Source organism: Bradyrhizobium pachyrhizi (assembly GCF_001189245.1).
Classification (GTDB): domain Bacteria; phylum Pseudomonadota; class Alphaproteobacteria; order Rhizobiales; family Xanthobacteraceae; genus Bradyrhizobium; species Bradyrhizobium pachyrhizi.
In genome coordinates this window covers 76,009-92,668 of the sequence record NZ_LFIQ01000083.1, presented here as the reverse complement: position 1 = coordinate 92,668, position 16,660 = coordinate 76,009, and the positions used below count along the sequence as shown (strand labels likewise).

General features: G+C 65.4%; 17 protein-coding genes. 9 read left to right on the top strand and 8 right to left on the bottom strand.

The genetic code is table 11. The features are described 5' to 3' along the window. Positions 1–78: 78 nt before the first annotated feature. The 8 genes from AKL29_RS18680 (at position 79) to AKL29_RS18645 (ending at position 8,423) form a co-directional block, all read left to right on the top strand. Complete coding sequence (locus tag AKL29_RS18680) at positions 79–1,527, top strand: hypothetical protein (RefSeq protein WP_050385145.1); 1,449 nt, start codon at positions 79–81, stop codon at positions 1,525–1,527. After that, the gene (locus AKL29_RS18675) at positions 1,524–2,534 is read left to right on the top strand and encodes a UPF0280 family protein (RefSeq protein ID WP_050385144.1); all 1,011 of its coding nucleotides are present in this window, start codon (positions 1,524–1,526) and stop codon (positions 2,532–2,534) included. Before AKL29_RS18680 ends, AKL29_RS18675 begins: the two co-directional genes overlap by 4 nt. Before the next feature lie 16 nt (positions 2,535–2,550). After that, on the top strand, positions 2,551–3,135 hold the full coding sequence (locus AKL29_RS18670) for an amino acid synthesis family protein (protein WP_050385143.1): 585 nt from the start codon (positions 2,551–2,553) through the stop codon (positions 3,133–3,135). A 28-nt stretch (positions 3,136–3,163) separates the two neighbouring features. Continuing rightward, positions 3,164–4,378 carry an ABC transporter substrate-binding protein gene (locus tag AKL29_RS18665; protein WP_028334370.1) on the top strand — a complete coding sequence of 405 codons (1,215 nt, stop codon included), beginning with the start codon at positions 3,164–3,166 and terminating at the stop codon, positions 4,376–4,378. 196 nt (positions 4,379–4,574) lie between these two features. Beyond that, on the top strand, positions 4,575–6,464 hold the full coding sequence (locus AKL29_RS18660; protein WP_050385142.1) for an ABC transporter permease: 1,890 nt from the start codon (positions 4,575–4,577) through the stop codon (positions 6,462–6,464). Further along, positions 6,461–7,252 carry an ABC transporter ATP-binding protein gene (locus tag AKL29_RS18655; RefSeq protein ID WP_016842451.1) on the top strand — a complete coding sequence of 264 codons (792 nt, stop codon included), beginning with the start codon at positions 6,461–6,463 and terminating at the stop codon, positions 7,250–7,252. The genes AKL29_RS18660 and AKL29_RS18655 overlap by 4 nt, the downstream gene beginning before the upstream one ends. Further along, positions 7,249–7,953: an ABC transporter ATP-binding protein gene (locus AKL29_RS18650; protein WP_050385141.1), complete on the top strand. Its 705-nt coding sequence runs from the start codon at positions 7,249–7,251 to the stop codon at positions 7,951–7,953. Before AKL29_RS18655 ends, AKL29_RS18650 begins: the two co-directional genes overlap by 4 nt. A gap of 14 nt (positions 7,954–7,967) precedes the next feature. Beyond that, positions 7,968–8,423, top strand: a complete 456-nt coding sequence (locus tag AKL29_RS18645) for a MarR family winged helix-turn-helix transcriptional regulator (protein WP_050385140.1) — start codon at positions 7,968–7,970, stop codon at positions 8,421–8,423. 113 nt (positions 8,424–8,536) lie between these two features. Here AKL29_RS18645 and AKL29_RS18640 read toward each other — a convergent pair whose 3' ends face one another. From AKL29_RS18640 to AKL29_RS18630, 3 genes are all read right to left on the bottom strand, one after another. After that, positions 8,537–9,205, bottom strand: coding sequence for a hypothetical protein (locus tag AKL29_RS18640; RefSeq protein WP_050385139.1), 669 nt, complete (start codon positions 9,203–9,205; stop codon positions 8,537–8,539). Between the two features lie 102 nt (positions 9,206–9,307). Beyond that, positions 9,308–10,708 (bottom strand): selenium-binding protein SBP56-related protein, encoded by a 1,401-nt coding sequence (locus AKL29_RS18635; protein ID WP_050385138.1) that lies wholly within the window; start codon positions 10,706–10,708, stop codon positions 9,308–9,310. Positions 10,709–11,100: 392 nt separating this feature from the next. After that, positions 11,101–12,297 (bottom strand): amidohydrolase family protein, encoded by a 1,197-nt coding sequence (locus AKL29_RS18630; protein ID WP_050385137.1) that lies wholly within the window; start codon positions 12,295–12,297, stop codon positions 11,101–11,103. Positions 12,298–12,443: 146 nt separating this feature from the next. Between AKL29_RS18630 and AKL29_RS18625 the strand changes: the two genes are divergently transcribed. Then, positions 12,444–13,217: a ferredoxin--NADP reductase gene (locus tag AKL29_RS18625; RefSeq protein WP_050385136.1), complete on the top strand. Its 774-nt coding sequence runs from the start codon at positions 12,444–12,446 to the stop codon at positions 13,215–13,217. Positions 13,218–13,344: 127 nt separating this feature from the next. Here AKL29_RS18625 and soxA read toward each other — a convergent pair whose 3' ends face one another. From soxA to AKL29_RS18600, 5 genes are read right to left on the bottom strand one after another with little or no spacing between them, the layout of a single operon-like run. After that, positions 13,345–14,118, bottom strand: a complete 774-nt coding sequence (gene soxA, locus AKL29_RS18620) for a sulfur oxidation c-type cytochrome SoxA (RefSeq protein ID WP_050385135.1) — start codon at positions 14,116–14,118, stop codon at positions 13,345–13,347. Next, entirely contained in the window at positions 14,115–14,435 is a 321-nt protein-coding gene (gene soxZ, locus AKL29_RS18615; protein ID WP_028334359.1) for a thiosulfate oxidation carrier complex protein SoxZ, read from the bottom strand. The genes soxA and soxZ overlap by 4 nt, the downstream gene beginning before the upstream one ends. Then, entirely contained in the window at positions 14,435–14,899 is a 465-nt protein-coding gene (locus AKL29_RS18610; RefSeq protein ID WP_050385134.1) for a SoxY-related AACIE arm protein, read from the bottom strand. Before AKL29_RS18610 ends, soxZ begins: the two co-directional genes overlap by 1 nt. Before the next feature lie 9 nt (positions 14,900–14,908). Further along, a complete protein-coding gene (gene soxX / locus AKL29_RS18605) occupies positions 14,909–15,337 on the bottom strand; it encodes a sulfur oxidation c-type cytochrome SoxX (RefSeq protein WP_050385133.1) in 429 nt (142 codons plus the stop codon). Positions 15,338–15,350: 13 nt separating this feature from the next. Further along, entirely contained in the window at positions 15,351–16,622 is a 1,272-nt protein-coding gene (locus AKL29_RS18600) for an NAD(P)/FAD-dependent oxidoreductase (protein WP_050385132.1), read from the bottom strand. Positions 16,623–16,660: the final 38 nt, after the last annotated feature.

The following is a 16,660-nucleotide window of genomic DNA, read 5'->3' as shown; positions in this document are numbered from 1 at the left end:
CATTCGTATACGAACGATATGCATGGGAGGCGGAGGGCAGTATGATCGACCGCCGCAACAAGTCCAGGCTTGGTCACGATGGCTGACACAATGACCGTCGCCGCCGGCGACAAGATCCGCTGCGATGCCTGTCCGGTGATGTGCTACATCAAGCCGGGCGCGGCCGGCGCCTGCGACCGCTATGCCAATCATGACGGCACGCTGGTGCGCGTCGATCCGCATGTCGTGCTGGAGCGCACCGTGTCGCACGGCGGCAAGCTGGTTCCGTTCCAGGTGAGCGGCGACTGGGACGGCAAGATCGTCCGCCAACCCGAACTGTTCGTCACCGCGATCGGCGCCGGAACCACCTATCCGGACTACAAGCCCGCGCCCTTCATCGTGTCGTCGGAAGTCGACGGCGTCGACATGGTCACCGTGGTGACCGAAGGCATTTTCTCGTATTGCGGGGTCAAGGTGAAGATCGACACCGACCGCTATCTCGGCCCGGAAACCGCGATCGTGCGCGCGGACGGCGAGGCGGTCGGCCATGTCACGACCAGCGAATATGGCTCACAGATGCTCTCGCTCGGCGGGGTGCATCATCTGACCGGCGGCTCCAAGAAGGAGGGCCGCGTCACCTGCGACACGCTGATGGATCTCTCCAACTGCAAGGCGGTAGAGCTGACGATCGACGGCGGCGCCACCGTCGTGGTGCAGGCCGGCAGGCCGCCGATCGTCAATGGTGTGGCAGAAGAGCGCATGCGGGTCGGCTGCGGCTCGGCGACCATCGGCATGTTCGCCAAGCAATGGCACGGCAAGGTCGACGAGGTCGTGGTGGTCGACGACCACATCACCGGCGTGCTCAGCGAGCACCAGGCCGGCAAGCTGCTCGACATCGCCGACACCGGCATCAAGATGAAGGGCCGCCGCTCGACGCCGGGCCGCTATTTCCAGGTCGCCGATCCCGGCACCGGATGGGGCGGCACCAATATCTCCGATCCGCTGTCGATCCTCGGCCCCTTCAATGCGAAGGAGGCGCGGCCCGGGCTCACCATGCTGATGGTCTCGACCACCGGCGAGCATGCTTCTTATTATGTGCTCGACGAGGTGCTGAAGCCGATCGAGACCGAGATGCCGGCGGACCTCAAATTTTCGGTCGAGCGCATTCAGGAGAATTGCGAGCCGGCGCTGTGCACCGTGCTGTTCATGGGCGGCGCGGGCGGATCGCTGCGCGCCGGCGTCACCGACAATCCGGTGCGGCTGACGCGCTCGGTGAAGGACGCGCTGACGCGGGTGACCAGCGGCGGCGCACCGGTCTATGTCTGGCCCGGCGGCGGCATCACCTTCATGGTCGATGTCACGCAGATGCCGGCCGGCGCCTTCGGCTATGTGCCGACCCCGGCGCTGGTGGCGCCGATCGAATTCACGATGAAGCTGTCGGATTACGCGGCACTCGGCGGCCACATGGACTATGTCCGGCCGCTGTCGTCGCTGCGGGACAGCGCCGAGGTCCGGCCGATGCCGTATCTCCCCGGGCGGCGCGCATGACCAGAGCGTTTTCCAGCGAAGTGGATACCGGTTCGCGCAAAGAAAACGCGTCAAAACAGGAATCTGGAGCCCCGTTCCGATTCCATCGGAACGGAAGACGCTCCAGGCTCCCGCAAATCGCGCTTCTTCCTGACGGCAAGCGGCTGCATTTGCAGGACGGTCCGATTGATCTGGTTATCGAGGCCAAGGGCGGCGATGCTGACATTCGTACCGCGTATCAGGCCGCGGTCGAGCGCTTCACCGGCTTGCTCGACGAACTCTGCGCGGAACTGGCCGAACTGCGCAGCGCAGCCGCTCCGGGCGGGTGCACGCTGAAAGGTGTGGTCGCACAGCGCATGCATGCGGCGGTCGCGCCGTTTGCCGCCGATTGCTTCATCACGCCGATGGCAGCGGTTGCGGGCTCGGTCGCCGAGGAAATTTTGGGCGCGATGCTTGAGGCCGCAACGCTCGACAGTGCCTATGTCAACAACGGCGGCGACATTGCCCTGCATCTCGGCGACGGCGAACAATTCACCGTCGGTTTGATGGACCGGCCGGACCGCCATGGCGTGATGCGCACCATGACGGTCGATGCCGACACGCCGGTCCGCGGCATCGCGACCAGTGGCCGCCACGGCCGCAGCTTCTCGCTCGGCATTGCCGATGCCGTCACCGTGCTGGCGCGGACGGCGTCGCAGGCGGATGCCGCGGCGACGGTGATCGCCAATGCGGTCGATCTGCCCAATCATCCCGCGATCCTGCGCGTTCAGGCGAGCGAGCTGCAGCCCGACAGCGACCTCGGCGCGCGGCTGGTGACCCGCGATGTCGGGCGGCTGGCGGAACACGAGGTCGAACAGGCGCTCGAGGCGGGGGCGGCGCGGGCGCGCGACCTCCTGATGTCGGGATTGATCGAGGGCGCGGCATTGCGTCTACTGGGCGAAACGCGGCTTGTCGGTGCAATTGGGAACGGAGCGCCGGCGTCGCACGCGCTACAGAGAAGAACGACAGAACACATGCTGCGGGCATGACCGGGAGCAAGGCAAGATGAGCGCCGTCATTCGCAAGATCGTCACCGTGGTCGAGGAGACCCATCTGGAGATGGGCAAGACCATCGCACCGCCGACAAGGCGTGCTGCCGCGATCGCCGTGATCGAAAACCCCTTTGCCGGCCGCTATGTCGAGGACCTGTCGCCGCTGATCGTGATCGGCGAGGAACTCGGCGAACTGCTCTCGAAGCGGGCCGTCGCCGCGCTCGGGATCGACGGCGCCAAGGCGCACAGCTACGGCAAGGCCGCCGCGGTCGGCGAGAATGGCGAGCTCGAGCATGCGGCGGCGATCCTGCATCCCAAGATGGGCGCGCCGGTGCGCAAGGTGCTGTCGAAGGGCGCAGCGCTGATCCCGTCGTCGAAGAAGCGCTCGGGGCCCGGCACCACGCTGGATATTCCGCTCGGGCACAAGGACGCGGCTTTCGTGCGCAGCCATTTCGACGGCATGGAAGTGCAGATCAACGACGCGCCGCGGGCCAACGAGATCATGGTCGCGGTTGCGGTGACCGACAGTGGCCGGCCGCTGCCGCGCGTCGGCGGGCTGACGGTCGGCGAGATCAAGGGCGAAGACGGATTGCGATAATCTCTTTGAAGAAAAACTGGAGGACGGGATGCGTGGTTATTTCGTAGGGGCGGGATTGGCGATCGCGGTCGCGACCATGGCAACGAGCGCCATGACGACGCAGGCCATGGCGCAGAGCGAAATCAAGATCGGCGAGATCAACTCTTATTCCTTGCTGCCGGCGTTCACCGAGCCCTATCGCAAGGGCTGGCAACTGGCGGTGGAGGAGATCAATGCCGCCGGCGGTATTGGCGGCAAGAAGCTCGTTGTCGTTTCCAAGGACGACGGCGGCAAGCCGGCGGACGCGCAGACCGCGGCCAACGAGCTGGTGTCGAGCGAGAACGTCGCGATGCTCACCGGCACGTTCCTCTCCAACATCGGCCTTGCCGTTTCCGACTTCGCCAACCAGAAGAAGGTGTTTTTCCTTGCGGCTGAGCCTTTGACCGACGCGATCACGTGGTCGAAAGGCAACCGCTACACGTTCCGCCTGCGTCCGTCGAACTACATGCAGGCGGCAATGCTGGTGGAAGAAGCCGCAAAACTGCCTGCAAAACGCTGGGCGACGATCGCGCCGAACTATGAATACGGCCAGTCGGCGGTCGCGGTGTTCAAGAAGCTGATGTCGGCGAAGCGGCCCGACATCCAGTGGGTCGACGAGCAGTGGCCGCCGCAGGGCAAGATCGACGCCGGCCCGGTGGTGCAGGCGGTTGCGGCGGCGAACCCGGAAGCGATCCTCAACGTCACCTTCGGCGCCGACCTCGTCAAGCTCGTGCGCGAAGGCAACACCCGGGGCCTGTTCAAGGGCCGCACCGTGGTGAGCTTCCTGACCGGCGAGCCGGAATACCTCGATCCGCTGAAGGACGAGACGCCGGAGGGCTGGATCGTCACCGGCTATCCCTGGTACGCGATCAAGACGCCGGAGCATGACGCGTTCCTGAAGGCCTATCAGGCCAAGTACAACGACTATCCGCGGCTCGGCTCGATCGTCGGCTATCAGACCATCAAGGCGGCGGCGGCGATCCTTGCCAAGGCAGGTTCGAGCGATCCGGAGAAGCTGATCGCGGCGGCCGAAGGCATCTCGATGCCGTCGCCGTTCGGCGAGATCACCTTCCGCAAGATCGATCACCAGTCGACGCTGGGCGCCTTCACCGGCAAGACCGCGCTGAAGGACGGCAAGGGCATCATGGTCGACACCGCCTATCGCAAGGGCTCGGACTATCTGCCCAGCGATGCCGAGATCGAGAAGCTGCGGCCGAAGGATTGATTTTTCTTCTCCCTCGCCCCGCTCTTGCGGGGTCGAGACGAGCGAAGCTCGCTCTTAGAGGGGCGGGGTGAGGGGCTGTCTCCACAAGCGTGCTTGCGGAGAGTCCCCCCTCACCCGAAACTCAAGCTGGTGCTTGAGTTTCGACCTCTCCCCGCAGGCGGGGCGAGGTGAACAGAAACTCCAACGCGGACCGCCCATGGCTTTCTACGTCGTCCAGTTCCTGACCGGTCTTGCCAGCGCGGCGTCGCTGTTCCTGGTCGCTTCGGGTCTGTCGATCATCTTCGGCGTGACGCGGATCGTGAATTTCGCGCATGGCGCGTTCTACATGCTCGGCGCCTATGTCGCCTTCACGCTGACCGAGCGCTTCTCCGGTGCGCTCGGCTTCTGGGGCGGCATCGTCGTTGCCGCGCTGGCGGTTGCTGTGATCGGCGTGCTGGTCGAGATGGTGCTGCTGCGCCGGATCTATCATTCGCCGGAGCTGTTCCAGTTGCTCGCCACCTTCGGCCTGACGCTGATGGTCGAGGATCTCGCGGTTCTGATCTGGGGCCCGGACGATCTGGTCGGCCGCCGCGCGCCCGGCTTCAAGGGCGCGATCGATTTCTTCGGCCAGAATATTCCGAGCTACGATCTGTTCCTGATCGTGCTCGGGCCGGTCGTGCTCGGCGTCCTCTGGCTGTTGTTCCAGCGCACCCGCTGGGGCGTGCTGGTGCGTGCGGCGACGCAGGACCGCGACATGGTCGCGGCGCTCGGCGTCAATCAGAAATGGCTGTTCACCAGCGTGTTCGCGCTCGGCGTCTTCCTCGCCGCACTCGGCGGCGCGCTGCAGATTCCGCGCGACGCGGTCAACCACGCGATGGATCTGCGCGTCATCGTCGAGGTCTTCGTCGTGGTGGTGATCGGCGGCCTCGGCAGCATCATCGGCGCCTTCGTCGCGGCGGTGCTGGTGTCGGAGCTCAACGCCTTCGGCATCCTGATCTTTCCGAAGATCTCCATCATCCTGGTGTTCCTGGTGATGGCGGTGGTGCTCATCGTCCGGCCGTGGGGACTGTTCGGCAAGCCCGAGGCGCCGGCACGGCGCACGCCGGGGCTGACCGTCAATCCGTGGCGGCCGCTGACGATGAACGAACGGTTCGCCGCGATTGCCGTGCTCGTCCTCGCCGCTGCGCTGCCCTTCGTCGCCGGCAATTATTTGCTCACGGTCGGCTCGGAGATCGCGATCTTCGTGATCTTTGCGGTCAGTCTGCACTTCCTGATGTCGGTCGGCGGGCTCGCCTCGTTCGGCCACGCGGCCTATTTCGGCCTCGGCGCCTATGGCGTGGCGCTGCTCGCCAAGATGGCCGGTTTGCCGATGATCGCCTGCCTGCTGCTCGGCCCGCTGCTCGGGCTAATGGGCGCGGCCGTGTTCGGCTTCTTCGCGGTGCAGCTCTCCGGGGTCTATTTCGCGATGCTGACCCTGGCCTTTGCCCAGATCGTCTGGTCGATCGCGTTCCAGTGGGTGTCGGTCACCGGCGGCGACAACGGCATCCTCGGGGTCTGGCCGGAAAAATGGGCTGCGAGCCCGTCGCATTTCTATTGGCTGTCGCTCGGCATCGCCGCGCTTGCGGTGGTGATTCTCCGCATCATCGTGTTCTCGCCGTTCGGCTTCGCGCTGCGCGCGACGCGCGATTCGCCGCTGCGCAGCGAAGCCATCGGTATCGACGGCAAGCGGATCCAGTGGACCGCCTTCGTGATCGCGGGCACGGTCGCCGGCCTTGCCGGTGCGCTGTTCGCCTATCTCAAGGGCAGCGTGTTCCCCGACAATATGGGCATCTCGCTGTCGGTCGATGCGCTGGTCATGGTGCTGCTCGGCGGTGTCGAGACGGTGTCGGGCGCGGTGGTCGGCGCCATCGTCTACAAGGCGCTCAACATCTGGCTGGTCAGCCAGACCGATTGGTCAAAACTCGTGCTCGGCGCGTTCGTGGTGCTGATCGTGGTCGCGTTCCCCAAGGGCATCGTCGGCACGCTCGAAGCCTTGATGCATCGCCGGCGCAAATCCTCGTCGTCGGTATCGCCCTTGCTGACCTCCCGCATCGAGAGCGCCGAATGAGCATGGTTCCCACATTGCTGTCGGTCGAGGGGCTGACCAAATCCTATGGCGGCGTGCATGCCGTGCGCGGCGTCTCCTTCGAACTGCGCGCGGGCGAGATTTTGGCGCTGATCGGGCCGAACGGCGCGGGAAAAAGCACCTGCTTCGACATGCTCAACGGCCAGAACATTCCCGACAGCGGCCGCATCCGCGTGCTGGGCGCGGAGACCACCGGCAAGAAGCCGCGCGTGATCTGGCGCATGGGCGTCGGCCGCACCTTTCAGATCGCGGCGACGTTCCCAACCATGACGGTACGCGAGAACGTGCAGGTCGCGCTGGTCTCGCATGGCGGGCAGTTGTTCAATCTGTGGGCCTCGACCGCCCGCCACGCTCGAGACGAGGCCGGGCGGCTGCTCGATCTGGTCGGCATGGGCGCCTATGCGGAGCGGCCCTGCGGCGAGCTCGCCTATGGCGACGTCAAGCGGCTCGAGCTTGCGATCGCTCTCGCCAACCAGCCGAAGCTGCTCTTGATGGACGAACCGACCGCCGGCATGGCGCCGCGCGAGCGCGTCGAGCTGATGCGGCTGACGGCGCGGATCGCGCGCGAGCAATCGATCGGCGTGCTGTTCACCGAGCACGACATGGACGTGGTGTTCGAGCATGCCGACCGCATCCTGGTACTCAACCGCGGCAGCCTGATCGCCGAAGGCTCGCCCGAAGAAGTCCGCGGCAATGCCCAGGTGCGCGCGATCTATCTCGGCGAGGGTCTCGTCTATGACGCCCGGCACCGCGAGGGAGCATCGGCATGAAGCTGACGGTAAAGGACCTCAACAGCTTCTACGGCCCGGCGCATATTCTGTTCGACATCGCGCTCGAGGTCGGCGAGGGCGAAGTGGTCGCCTTGCTCGGGCGCAACGGCGCGGGCAAATCGACCACGTTCCGCTCCATCGTCGGCCTGGTCCAGAACCGCTCCGGCCGCGTGATGTTCGAGGGCCGGGACGTCTCTGATCTGCCGACGCATGCGATCGTGCGCGGCGGGCTCGGCTACGTCCCGGAGGAGCGGCGCATCTTCACGGATTTGACGGTCGAGGAGAATCTCGAGGTCGGCCGGCAGCCGAAGCGGGCAGCCGCGCCGCAATGGGATCGCGAAAAGCTGTTCAAGCTGTTTCCCAATCTCGGCGAGATGCGCGGCCGGCCCGGCGGGCGCATGAGCGGCGGCGAGCAGCAGATGCTGACGATCGCGCGCACGCTGATGGGCAATCCGTCGCTGGTGCTGCTCGATGAGCCCTCCGAAGGTCTGTCGCCGAAGATCGTCGAGCAGATGGTCGATGCGATCCTGGCGATGAAGAAAGAGGGCGTGAGCATCGTCGTCTCCGAGCAGAATCTGCATTTCGCCCGGCTGATTTCGGATCGCGCCTATATCATCGAGCGCGGCCGGATCTGCTTCGGCGGCACCATGGCGGAGCTCGATGCGCGTCCGGATATCCGTGACGCGCATCTGTCGCTGTAAGGGCGGGGTGGACAATGGCGAGGAGTGCGGCACCGAAGCGAAACGGGAAGGCGACCAAGCCGGGATACGTGCTGGACGAGCAGATCGGCTTCATCCTGCGCCAGGTGTCGCAGCGCCACGCCGTGATCTTCGCCCGAGAGATCGGCATCAATCTGACGCCGACGCAGTGGGCGGCGCTGTCGAAGCTGTCGGAGGTCGGCGCCTGCTCCCAGAACCAGCTCGGACGGCTGACGTCGATGGACGTTGCGACCATCAAGGGCGTGATCGATCGCCTGACCGCGCGCGGCCTGACCGAGACCTCGCCCGATCCCGACGACGGCCGCCGCCTGCTGGTGAGCCTGACACGCGCCGGCCAGCAGATGGCCGACAAGGCCGCGCCCAATGCGCTGGTGATCTCCAGGGAGACGCTGGCGCCGCTCGACGCCAAGGAGCGCGAGACGCTGATCGCGCTGCTCGGCAAGTTGCGGTGAAGCAATCTATCAGCGTTACGCAGGCAGATTGTCGGATGGGGTAGAGCGCAGCGAAACGCATCGGCTTTCGTTCCGCGGATCGAGATGGTGGGTTTCGCTTCGCTCTACCCACCCTACGATTCCAGGCCAAGCGCCAGCGCGACGGCGCCCACCAGCACCAGGCTGAGCGCCCAAACCGTGTCGAGGTTGAACCAGCTCCGGGATACGAATTTCAGGCCGAGGTAGCGGTAGACCAGCCATGCCAGGCATCCGCCGGCGGCGATCATCGCGCCGGCATGGACGATCGAGACCAGCACGGCCATGGTGAGGCTGGTATCGATCAGGCTGTTGGCAGCCGCATGGCCTTGGTCGGCTTCAGCCTCGCGGCACAGCCCCAGATAGATCGGCACCAGCATCAGCGCCGCGCCATGGGCGATCGCCACCGCGAATGACCACAGGACAAGTTGCGTCGGCGGTATTCGGGCCAGGGCCCGCGGATGGCGCCGGTCGATCAGCCGATAGATGCCAAACAGGATGACGAGCAGGCTGGCGCCGATCCGGATCGTGCGCTGCCATTCGACGAGGGTGATCAGCAGCGCGAACGGAAGGATCACCAGCAGCATCGCCAGCAAATGACCGATCGCGAGCGGGCCAAGCGCGGTCACCAGTGCGCGCGAACTCCTCTGCATCAATCCCGCAGAAACGGCGAGCGGCCAGCCCATGCCCGGGTTGATCCCGTGGTAGAGGCCGCTCGCGATGACCGCCAGCCACAGCCAGGCCGGAGTCCAGTCGGCCGGGCCCACGTCAGGGCCTTTTCCGTTCCGATCGAATCGGAACGGGCTCTGGATTCTTGTTTTGACGCGTATTCTTCACGCGAACCGGTACCTACTTCGCTTGAAAACGCTCTAGACCGACGGATAGCAGAACGAGTCGGTGGAGCAGTCGCCGCCATCGAGCCGGATCTGGTGCGCCCGGTAGCCGTCGGGGAAGCTGACCCAGTAGTCCTTCGCCAGTTCGAGCCCACCGCCCGGGCTTGCATTCGCCATCACCTCGGCGCCGGGAATGCCTTGCGGATAGAACTGGTCGTCCCAGGTCGAATAGAGCGAATTGGTCCAGTACACCCGCTTGCCGTCACGGCTGATCTCGACCATCTGCGGCCCGCCGGCAAAGGCCTGTCCGTTCGGGTGAGGCGCGCGACGAACGATGCCGCCGATGCGGACCGATCCGGCGAGCTTCGGCTTGCGCGGATCGCTGACATCGTATTGGCGCATCTCGCCGGTGCCCCAGCAGGCGACGTAGAGAAACTTGTCATCCATCGACAAGTCGATATCGGTCACCAGCGGAGGTACGGCGCCGAAACCCTGCAACAGCGGCGGCAGTTGGTCTTTCGATGCAGGCTCGGGCGGGATCGTCACCGTCTTCTCGATGTGAAACTTGCCGCCCTCGCGCCACCAGGTCCAGATCGAACCCTCGAGGTTCGTGGTATCGACCACGACGCCAACGAAGCCGTGTTCGCGAACCGGATCGTGCGCCGGACGCACCTCCAGCGCCATCTGATGATTGGCGCCGAGGTCGATGGTCTGGACGTTGCGTCGGGCGCGCAGGTCCCAGAAATGCAGCCGGTGGCCGTATTTGTTCGACAGCAGGTCTTCCGGCACGATGCCGTTCTCGAACTGCGGCGGCAGGGCCCACTCGCTGCTCACCATGTAGTCGCGCGGCAGGTTCCACCAGAAATCATAATGCTTGGTCTGCGGGCCACGATCGATCTCCCACCGGCCGAGCACCTCGAATGTCTCGCAGTCCATGATGAAGATGCCGGGCGGCCCGTCGGTACCGTCCTTGCCGCTCCCGCCGAGCGTGCTGACATAGATGCCTTCCGGCCCGCAGTGGATGGTATGCGGTCGCGAGTAGCCGGTCTTCTTGAAGATTTCCTCGGGCTCGATGATCTTGTGGATCTTCGCTTGCGTCGGGTCCGGCTTGGTGTCGACGATATAGATCCGGGAGGATCGCATGCCGGGAATGATGAGATAGCGACGCTCGAGGAAGGCGTGTCCGGCCAGCGGGGACAGCGCCGACGAGCAGGCGTTCCAGCCGAAATGGTGGAACTCGTCGCCCTTGTTGGGCATCGTCACAGTGTGGACGATCTTGCTGTAGGTCGGAGAGCCGGCCTTGACGTCGATCACCGCGAGCGCGTCCGGCTTTGAAAAATCCGGACTGAGCAGCACGGTGTAGGCAAAGCTCTCGGCCGGCGCTTCCATCGCGAGCTTCGGCGACGCGTGGAACGTAGGATCTGGCCTCATCGTCATCGGCTGCCTCCAGATTGTGTGATGTGGATCGACACGGCACGGCGGCATACAGCAGCAAGAACTTAAATCCGGATCGAAAAATGCCTCTTGCGAGTGCTGCCGGCTAAGGTTCGCTTGCGGGCAGACTACACCTCAACGGTGACAGCTGAAAACAAGGTTCGGTGACGGCGCCGGCGCGGCAAAGCCGCGCGGCGCCGGGCGCGCGATCTGGCAGCCCGCTCAAGGGGTTGAGCAAGCACCGATCCAGTTATCTTATCGCCCTGAGAGCAAGTGAACGTATGACCCACGAGCGGCACCAAACACTCAGTGTCGTCCCGGCTTTCGCCGGGACGACACCGGATATGTTGCACCGCTGTTCATCCCGTCACCCGCGCGCAACGGCTTGGCGCACCTCACTTCGCCACCACCTCCGGCACCTTGCCGGCGGGCGGCGTGTTGCGGCTGCGCTGGGTGCGGACGATGCCGTCGATGATGGTCATTCCGATGCCCGGAAGATCGCCGAGCTGAACGCTCTCCAGGATGTTCTTGCCCGGCGAATGCTGCGCCTTGTCCATCAGCACGAAATCGGCCGAGCGGCCGATCTCGATCAGGCCGCAATCGAGCTCGCGCATCCGCGCGGTATTGCCGGTTGCCAGGCAGAACGCCAGCTCGGCCGGGAGTTCGCCGAGCGAGGATAATAGCGAAACCATCCGCAAGATGCCGAGCGGCTGCACGCCGGAGCCGGCCGGCGCGTCGGTGCCGAGGATGACGCGATGCAGATCGCCCATCTCGCGCGCGGTCCGCAGCGTGAACAGCGCCGAGCGCTCATTGCCGTTATGCACCAGCTCGAGCCCGCGCTTGCAGCCCTCGCAGATGCAGCGGATCTGGTCGTCGGGCAGGGCGGTGTGGCCGCCGTTGATGTGGCCGACCACGTCGGTGTCGGCCTCCAGCACCACGTCCTTGTCGATCAGGCCGGAGCCCGGGATCGACGGGCCGCCGGTGTGGATCGTGCTCTGAATGCCGTATTTGCGCGCCCAGCCGACCATCTTGCGCGCGGTCGGTCCGTCCTTGACGCCGCCGAGCCCGACCTCGCCGAGCAGCTTGACGCCGGCGGCAGCCATTTCCTTGAAGTCGTCCTCCACCATCCCGCATTCGATCACGGGCGCGCCGGCATGCACCTTCACGCCGCCCGGTCGCAGCGTCCAGAACGCGCGTTGCGCGAAGATCGCCATCGCCTTCAACCCGACGACGTCGCGCGGCCGCCCGGGCATGTGCACCTCGCCGGCGGAGATCATGGTGGTGACGCCGCCATGCAGATAGCTGTCGATCCAGTTGATCTGGTTCTGCCGCGGCGTCCAGTCGCCGGCGACAGGGTGGACGTGGCTGTCGATCAGGCCGGGCGCGACCGTCGTGCCATTGGCGTCGACGATGGTGGTGGCGCCTTCGGTGTCGACATCCTTGAGGCGGCCGATCGCAGTGATCTTGCCGTTCTCGGCGACGATGGTATCGGCACCCAGGATCGGCTTTTCCAGGGCCCCCGACAGCAACAGCCCGATATTGCGGATCACCAGCTTGCTCGGACCGGTCGCCTGAGGTGCATCGTGCGCCATGGTTTTTCCTTTTGGTTCAACGCCTTCGCCGGCCATTGTGCCCGTGGCTTGACGGCCGGATCAAGCTGGATTATTCATTTGTATACGAATGATCGTGTACAAATGATTTTGCTGCCAATCTGGCCCGCGCGTCAAGGAAACTGACGATGAGCAATTTCAACCAGGAAAGCGTCCTCAGCGTTCACCACTGGACCGACACGCTGTTCTCCTTCAAAACCACGCGCAATCCGTCGTTCCGCTTTCGCAACGGCGAGTTCACCATGATCGGGCTCAAGGTCGGCGAGAAGCCGCTGCTGCGGGCCTACAGCGTCGCCAGCGCGAATTACGAGGACACGCTGGAGTTCTTCTCGATCAAGGTTCCGGACGGCCCGCTGACCTCGCGCCTCCAGCACCTCAAGGAAGGCGACGAGATCATCGTCAGCCGCAAGGCCACCGGCACGCTGGTCATCGACAACCTCGAGGACGGTCGCAACCTCTATCTGGTCGGCACCGGCACCGGCCTCGCGCCGTTCCTCAGCGTGATCAAGGATCCCGAGACTTATGACCGGTTCGAGAAGATCGTGCTGCTGCACGGCTGCCGCCGCGTCAAGGAGCTCGCCTATGGCGAGATGATCACCGAGAAGCTGCCGCAGGACGAACTGATCGGCGAATTGGTGCGCGACCAGCTGATCTACTACCCGACCGTGACGCGCGATCCGTTCCATAACCGCGGCCGCATCACCGACCTCATCACCTCGGGCAAGCTGTTCACCGACATCGGCCTGCCGGCGCTCGATGCCGCGCATGACCGCGTCATGATCTGCGGCTCGCCGGCGCTGGTCGCCGACACCCGCACGCTGCTGAATGGCCGCGGCTTCGTCGAGGGCAATCACGGCGAGCCCGCGCAGTTTGTGGTCGAGAAGGCGTTCGCCGAGCGCTGACCGCTACGCAGTAACTCCATCTCCTCACCCTGAGGAGCTTGCGCAGCAAGCGTCTCGAAGGGCGAGGCCCGACTGGGGCCTCATGGTTCGAGACGCGCTTTCGCGCTCCTCACCCTGAGGGTTGGCGCTAGGGCCTGACCGCCGGCGTCTCGACCGGCATGCCGCGCGCTCGCGTCATCAGATAGAGCTCGAGCTCGACCAGTTCGGGCGAGCCGTAATCATAAGCCTGCGCGCGGATACCGGTGATGCAGGCGCGCAGCCGCCGCTGCAACGATCCGAGCGCCTGCCATTCCAGCCGGTACAGCGGATAGCCGGTCGGCTGCGCTTGCGTGATCGCGCTGCCCGCGAGCTTCTTGTCCCAGTTATCATCGTGGCAACTGGTGCAGCCGAGATTGAGCTGGCCCTGCCGTTGCATGAACAGCGCGTGGCCCTGTTCGACGAAGGGCGCGAGCTCCGGATCGCCGCCGGCCGTAATCGGCATGCCGCGCGATTGCCGTGCGACATAGGCGGTCAGCGCCAGCAGCTCACGGCTTTCATAGGCGAAGGGCGTGGCCTGCTGGTGGTTGGTCCGGCAGAGGTTGATCCGTCCCTCGAGGTCGACCGGCTTGCCCAGCGCCTTGTCGAAGGCCGGATAGTGCGCCGCGACGCCCTTCATGCTGACGCGGGCGTCGTTGTGGCAGTCGGCGCAGGCCTTGTTGGCGGCGCCGGCCTTGCGCATCCACAGCGTCTCGCCGTCGAGCACGGACAGCATGCCGGGATTGGCGGTGTCCTCGTCCTGCATTGCCTTGCTGTCCGCGCTCATGAAGCTGTAGCCGGAGCGGCGTTCGGATCGCGGGATCTCGGTCGCGAGCGCGGCGCCCGCCATCGCCGTCAGCAGCGCGATGCAGACGGCAATCTTCATTCGACCGTGATCGAAGCCTGCGTGGTCTCCGAAAATCCCTTGTCGCCGATCCATTCGAATTCGAACTTGCCGCTCTCGGTTACCGTCGTGAAGAAGGTGATGAACGGATTGGCCGCGATCGCGGGATAAAGATCGGCGCGGAACACTTCCTTGCCATTGAAGCGGCAAATGAAGCTCGTGATGATGTCGCGCGGCACAACGCTGCCTGAGGCCGTGTGGCGGTAGCCGGTTTCCATGATGTGCGACATCAGCGTCTTGATCTCGATGACGCTGCCGCGCTTGGCCTTGGCCGGAACATTGATCAGGGCCGACGGCATCAGATCGCCTCCTCGGTGCAGGCGGCGAGCGTCACCACGACGTCGGCGGTTGCCGACCAGAACGTGTCGTCGGACAGCCGCGCGATGGCGGTGACCTTCTGGCTGTCGGCGAGGCGGATGCGGGTCGACACCTGCGCGCGTCCGGCGCGCGGCCCGAGATAAAAATTGCCGATGTTCGGCTGCGGATTCTTCTCGTTGAAGACATGGATGCTCTTCACATACTCGTCCGCCGTCATCGGGCTGGTGACGCTGATCGTCATTGGCACCGTATTGCCGTTCTCGACCAGCGGCGGAATGTCGAGCTTGACCTTGCCGGTGTGCACATCGGCCTCGCCGACGACATTGCGGACCGCGGCCGACAGCATCGCCGGCGTTGCGTCCACGGGGCGCACGATCACCAGCGCGGCGGCGCCGCTAGTCAGGCTCAGAAACGTCCGGCGTGTGGTGTGGTCCGAATTCGCCATCGCTTGGTCCTAGTTCCGCAGTGTCGTCAAGTAAGCCACGATATCCTCGATCTGCTCCGCCGACAGGATCGGCCTGCCGCGCCAGGAGGTGCCGACCCGCACGAGCCCTTCGACGTGATAGTAGGACGGCATGATCGTCGCCGCGTTGAGATGCGACGCATCGACCAGACGGAGCCGCAACTGTCCTTCCGACCAGCGGCTGCCGCTGCCGGCGAGGTTCGGCGCGAGGTCGCCCTGGAACGCCTGCTCGGGAAATGGGCCGCTGTGACAGAGGATGCAAGTGGAGGAACGCTCGACGATCAGCGCGCGGCCGCGCGCGACATCGCCCTTGGTTCCCGTCAGCGAGGCTGGAATCGCATCGCCCACGACGGTGTAGGGCCGTAGCTCCTCGGCGTCGGCGGGCCAGCACGCCGCGAACAGTCCCGCGGCGAGAAGCATTGTGAGGGCGAGCCTAGCCAAAGGCATCTCCCGTGATCCTCTTGAACCAGTCGAGCGCTTGGTGAGCTTCTTGCTGGCGCACCTCGCGCGGCGCGTCGACCGGGCTCGTGGTCACCTCCGCCTCGGCGTACTGATCTTCCTTGGGCTGATAGATGCCCCTCAACGAGAAGGCGTAGCCCGGCGCGACCGTGTTGTAACAGGCACCATCGAGCCGCGGCGTCTCCGGCGCCTTGCCGGCCAGCGCGCTCACGATCGCCGCCGCGCAGGCGCGGCCTTGCGCCGCCGCCGCGGAGGCGGATTTCGGGATGCCGCCGGCGATCGCGGCATCACCGATGACGTGGATGTTGGGCACGAGCTTTGAAGCAAAGGTGACGGGATCGATCGGGCACCAGCCGGTGTGGTCGGCGGCTCCGGCGATGTCAGCGATGCGGCCGGCCCTTTGCGGCGGGATCACATTGGCGACCGCGGCGGTGTAGTTGCCGAAGTCGGTGACGATCTCATTGGTCGCCGGATCGACCGACGTCACCCGTCCGCCTTGCGACAGCGCGATCCGTTCGATCATGCCGGGATAGAGCTCCGCCCAGGCTTTCTCGAACAGCTTCTGCTGCGAGTAATTGTCCTTGGCGTCGAGCACCAGGATCTTCGACTTCGGCTTGTTCGCCTTCAGATAATGCGCGATCAGGCTGGCGCGCTCGTAAGGCGCGGGCGGACAGCGCAGCGGCGCAGCCGGCACCGCGATCACGACGAGGCCGCCATCGTCCATGGCTTCAAGCTGCCTGCGCAGCAGCAGGGTTTGCTCGCCGGCCTTCCAGGCGTGCGGCATCTTCTCGGCCGCTGCCTCGTCATAGCCGGAGAGGGCGTCGAAGCGCATGTCGATGCCGGGGGCCAGCACCAGCCGGTCATAGGACAGCGTCGTGCCGTCAGCGAGCGCGATGCTGCGCGCCTGGGCATCGACCTTAGTGGCCGCCTGTGCGGCGACCGTGATGCCGTCGGCAGCAACCTTGTCATAGCTGAATTGCTGTGCGGGAAGCTCGCGCAGACCTGCGATCACCTCGTTGCTGAACGGGCAGGCGGTGAAAGTCCTGTTCGGCTCGATCAGCGTGACCTGAAGCTTTGTGTCGAGCCGCCGCAGCGCCCGCGCGCAGGCCGCGCCGCCGAAGCCGCCGCCGATCACCGCGATGCGCGGCGCCGCCTGCGCCAACGCCGGACGCGCCAAGGCAGCCGCTGCGACGGCAGCGGCGCCACGGATCACATCCCTGCGCGTCCGATGACGCGTGACGGCCATGCACGAGAATCCGTAAAGGGAAGCGGCGGCCGGTCGGG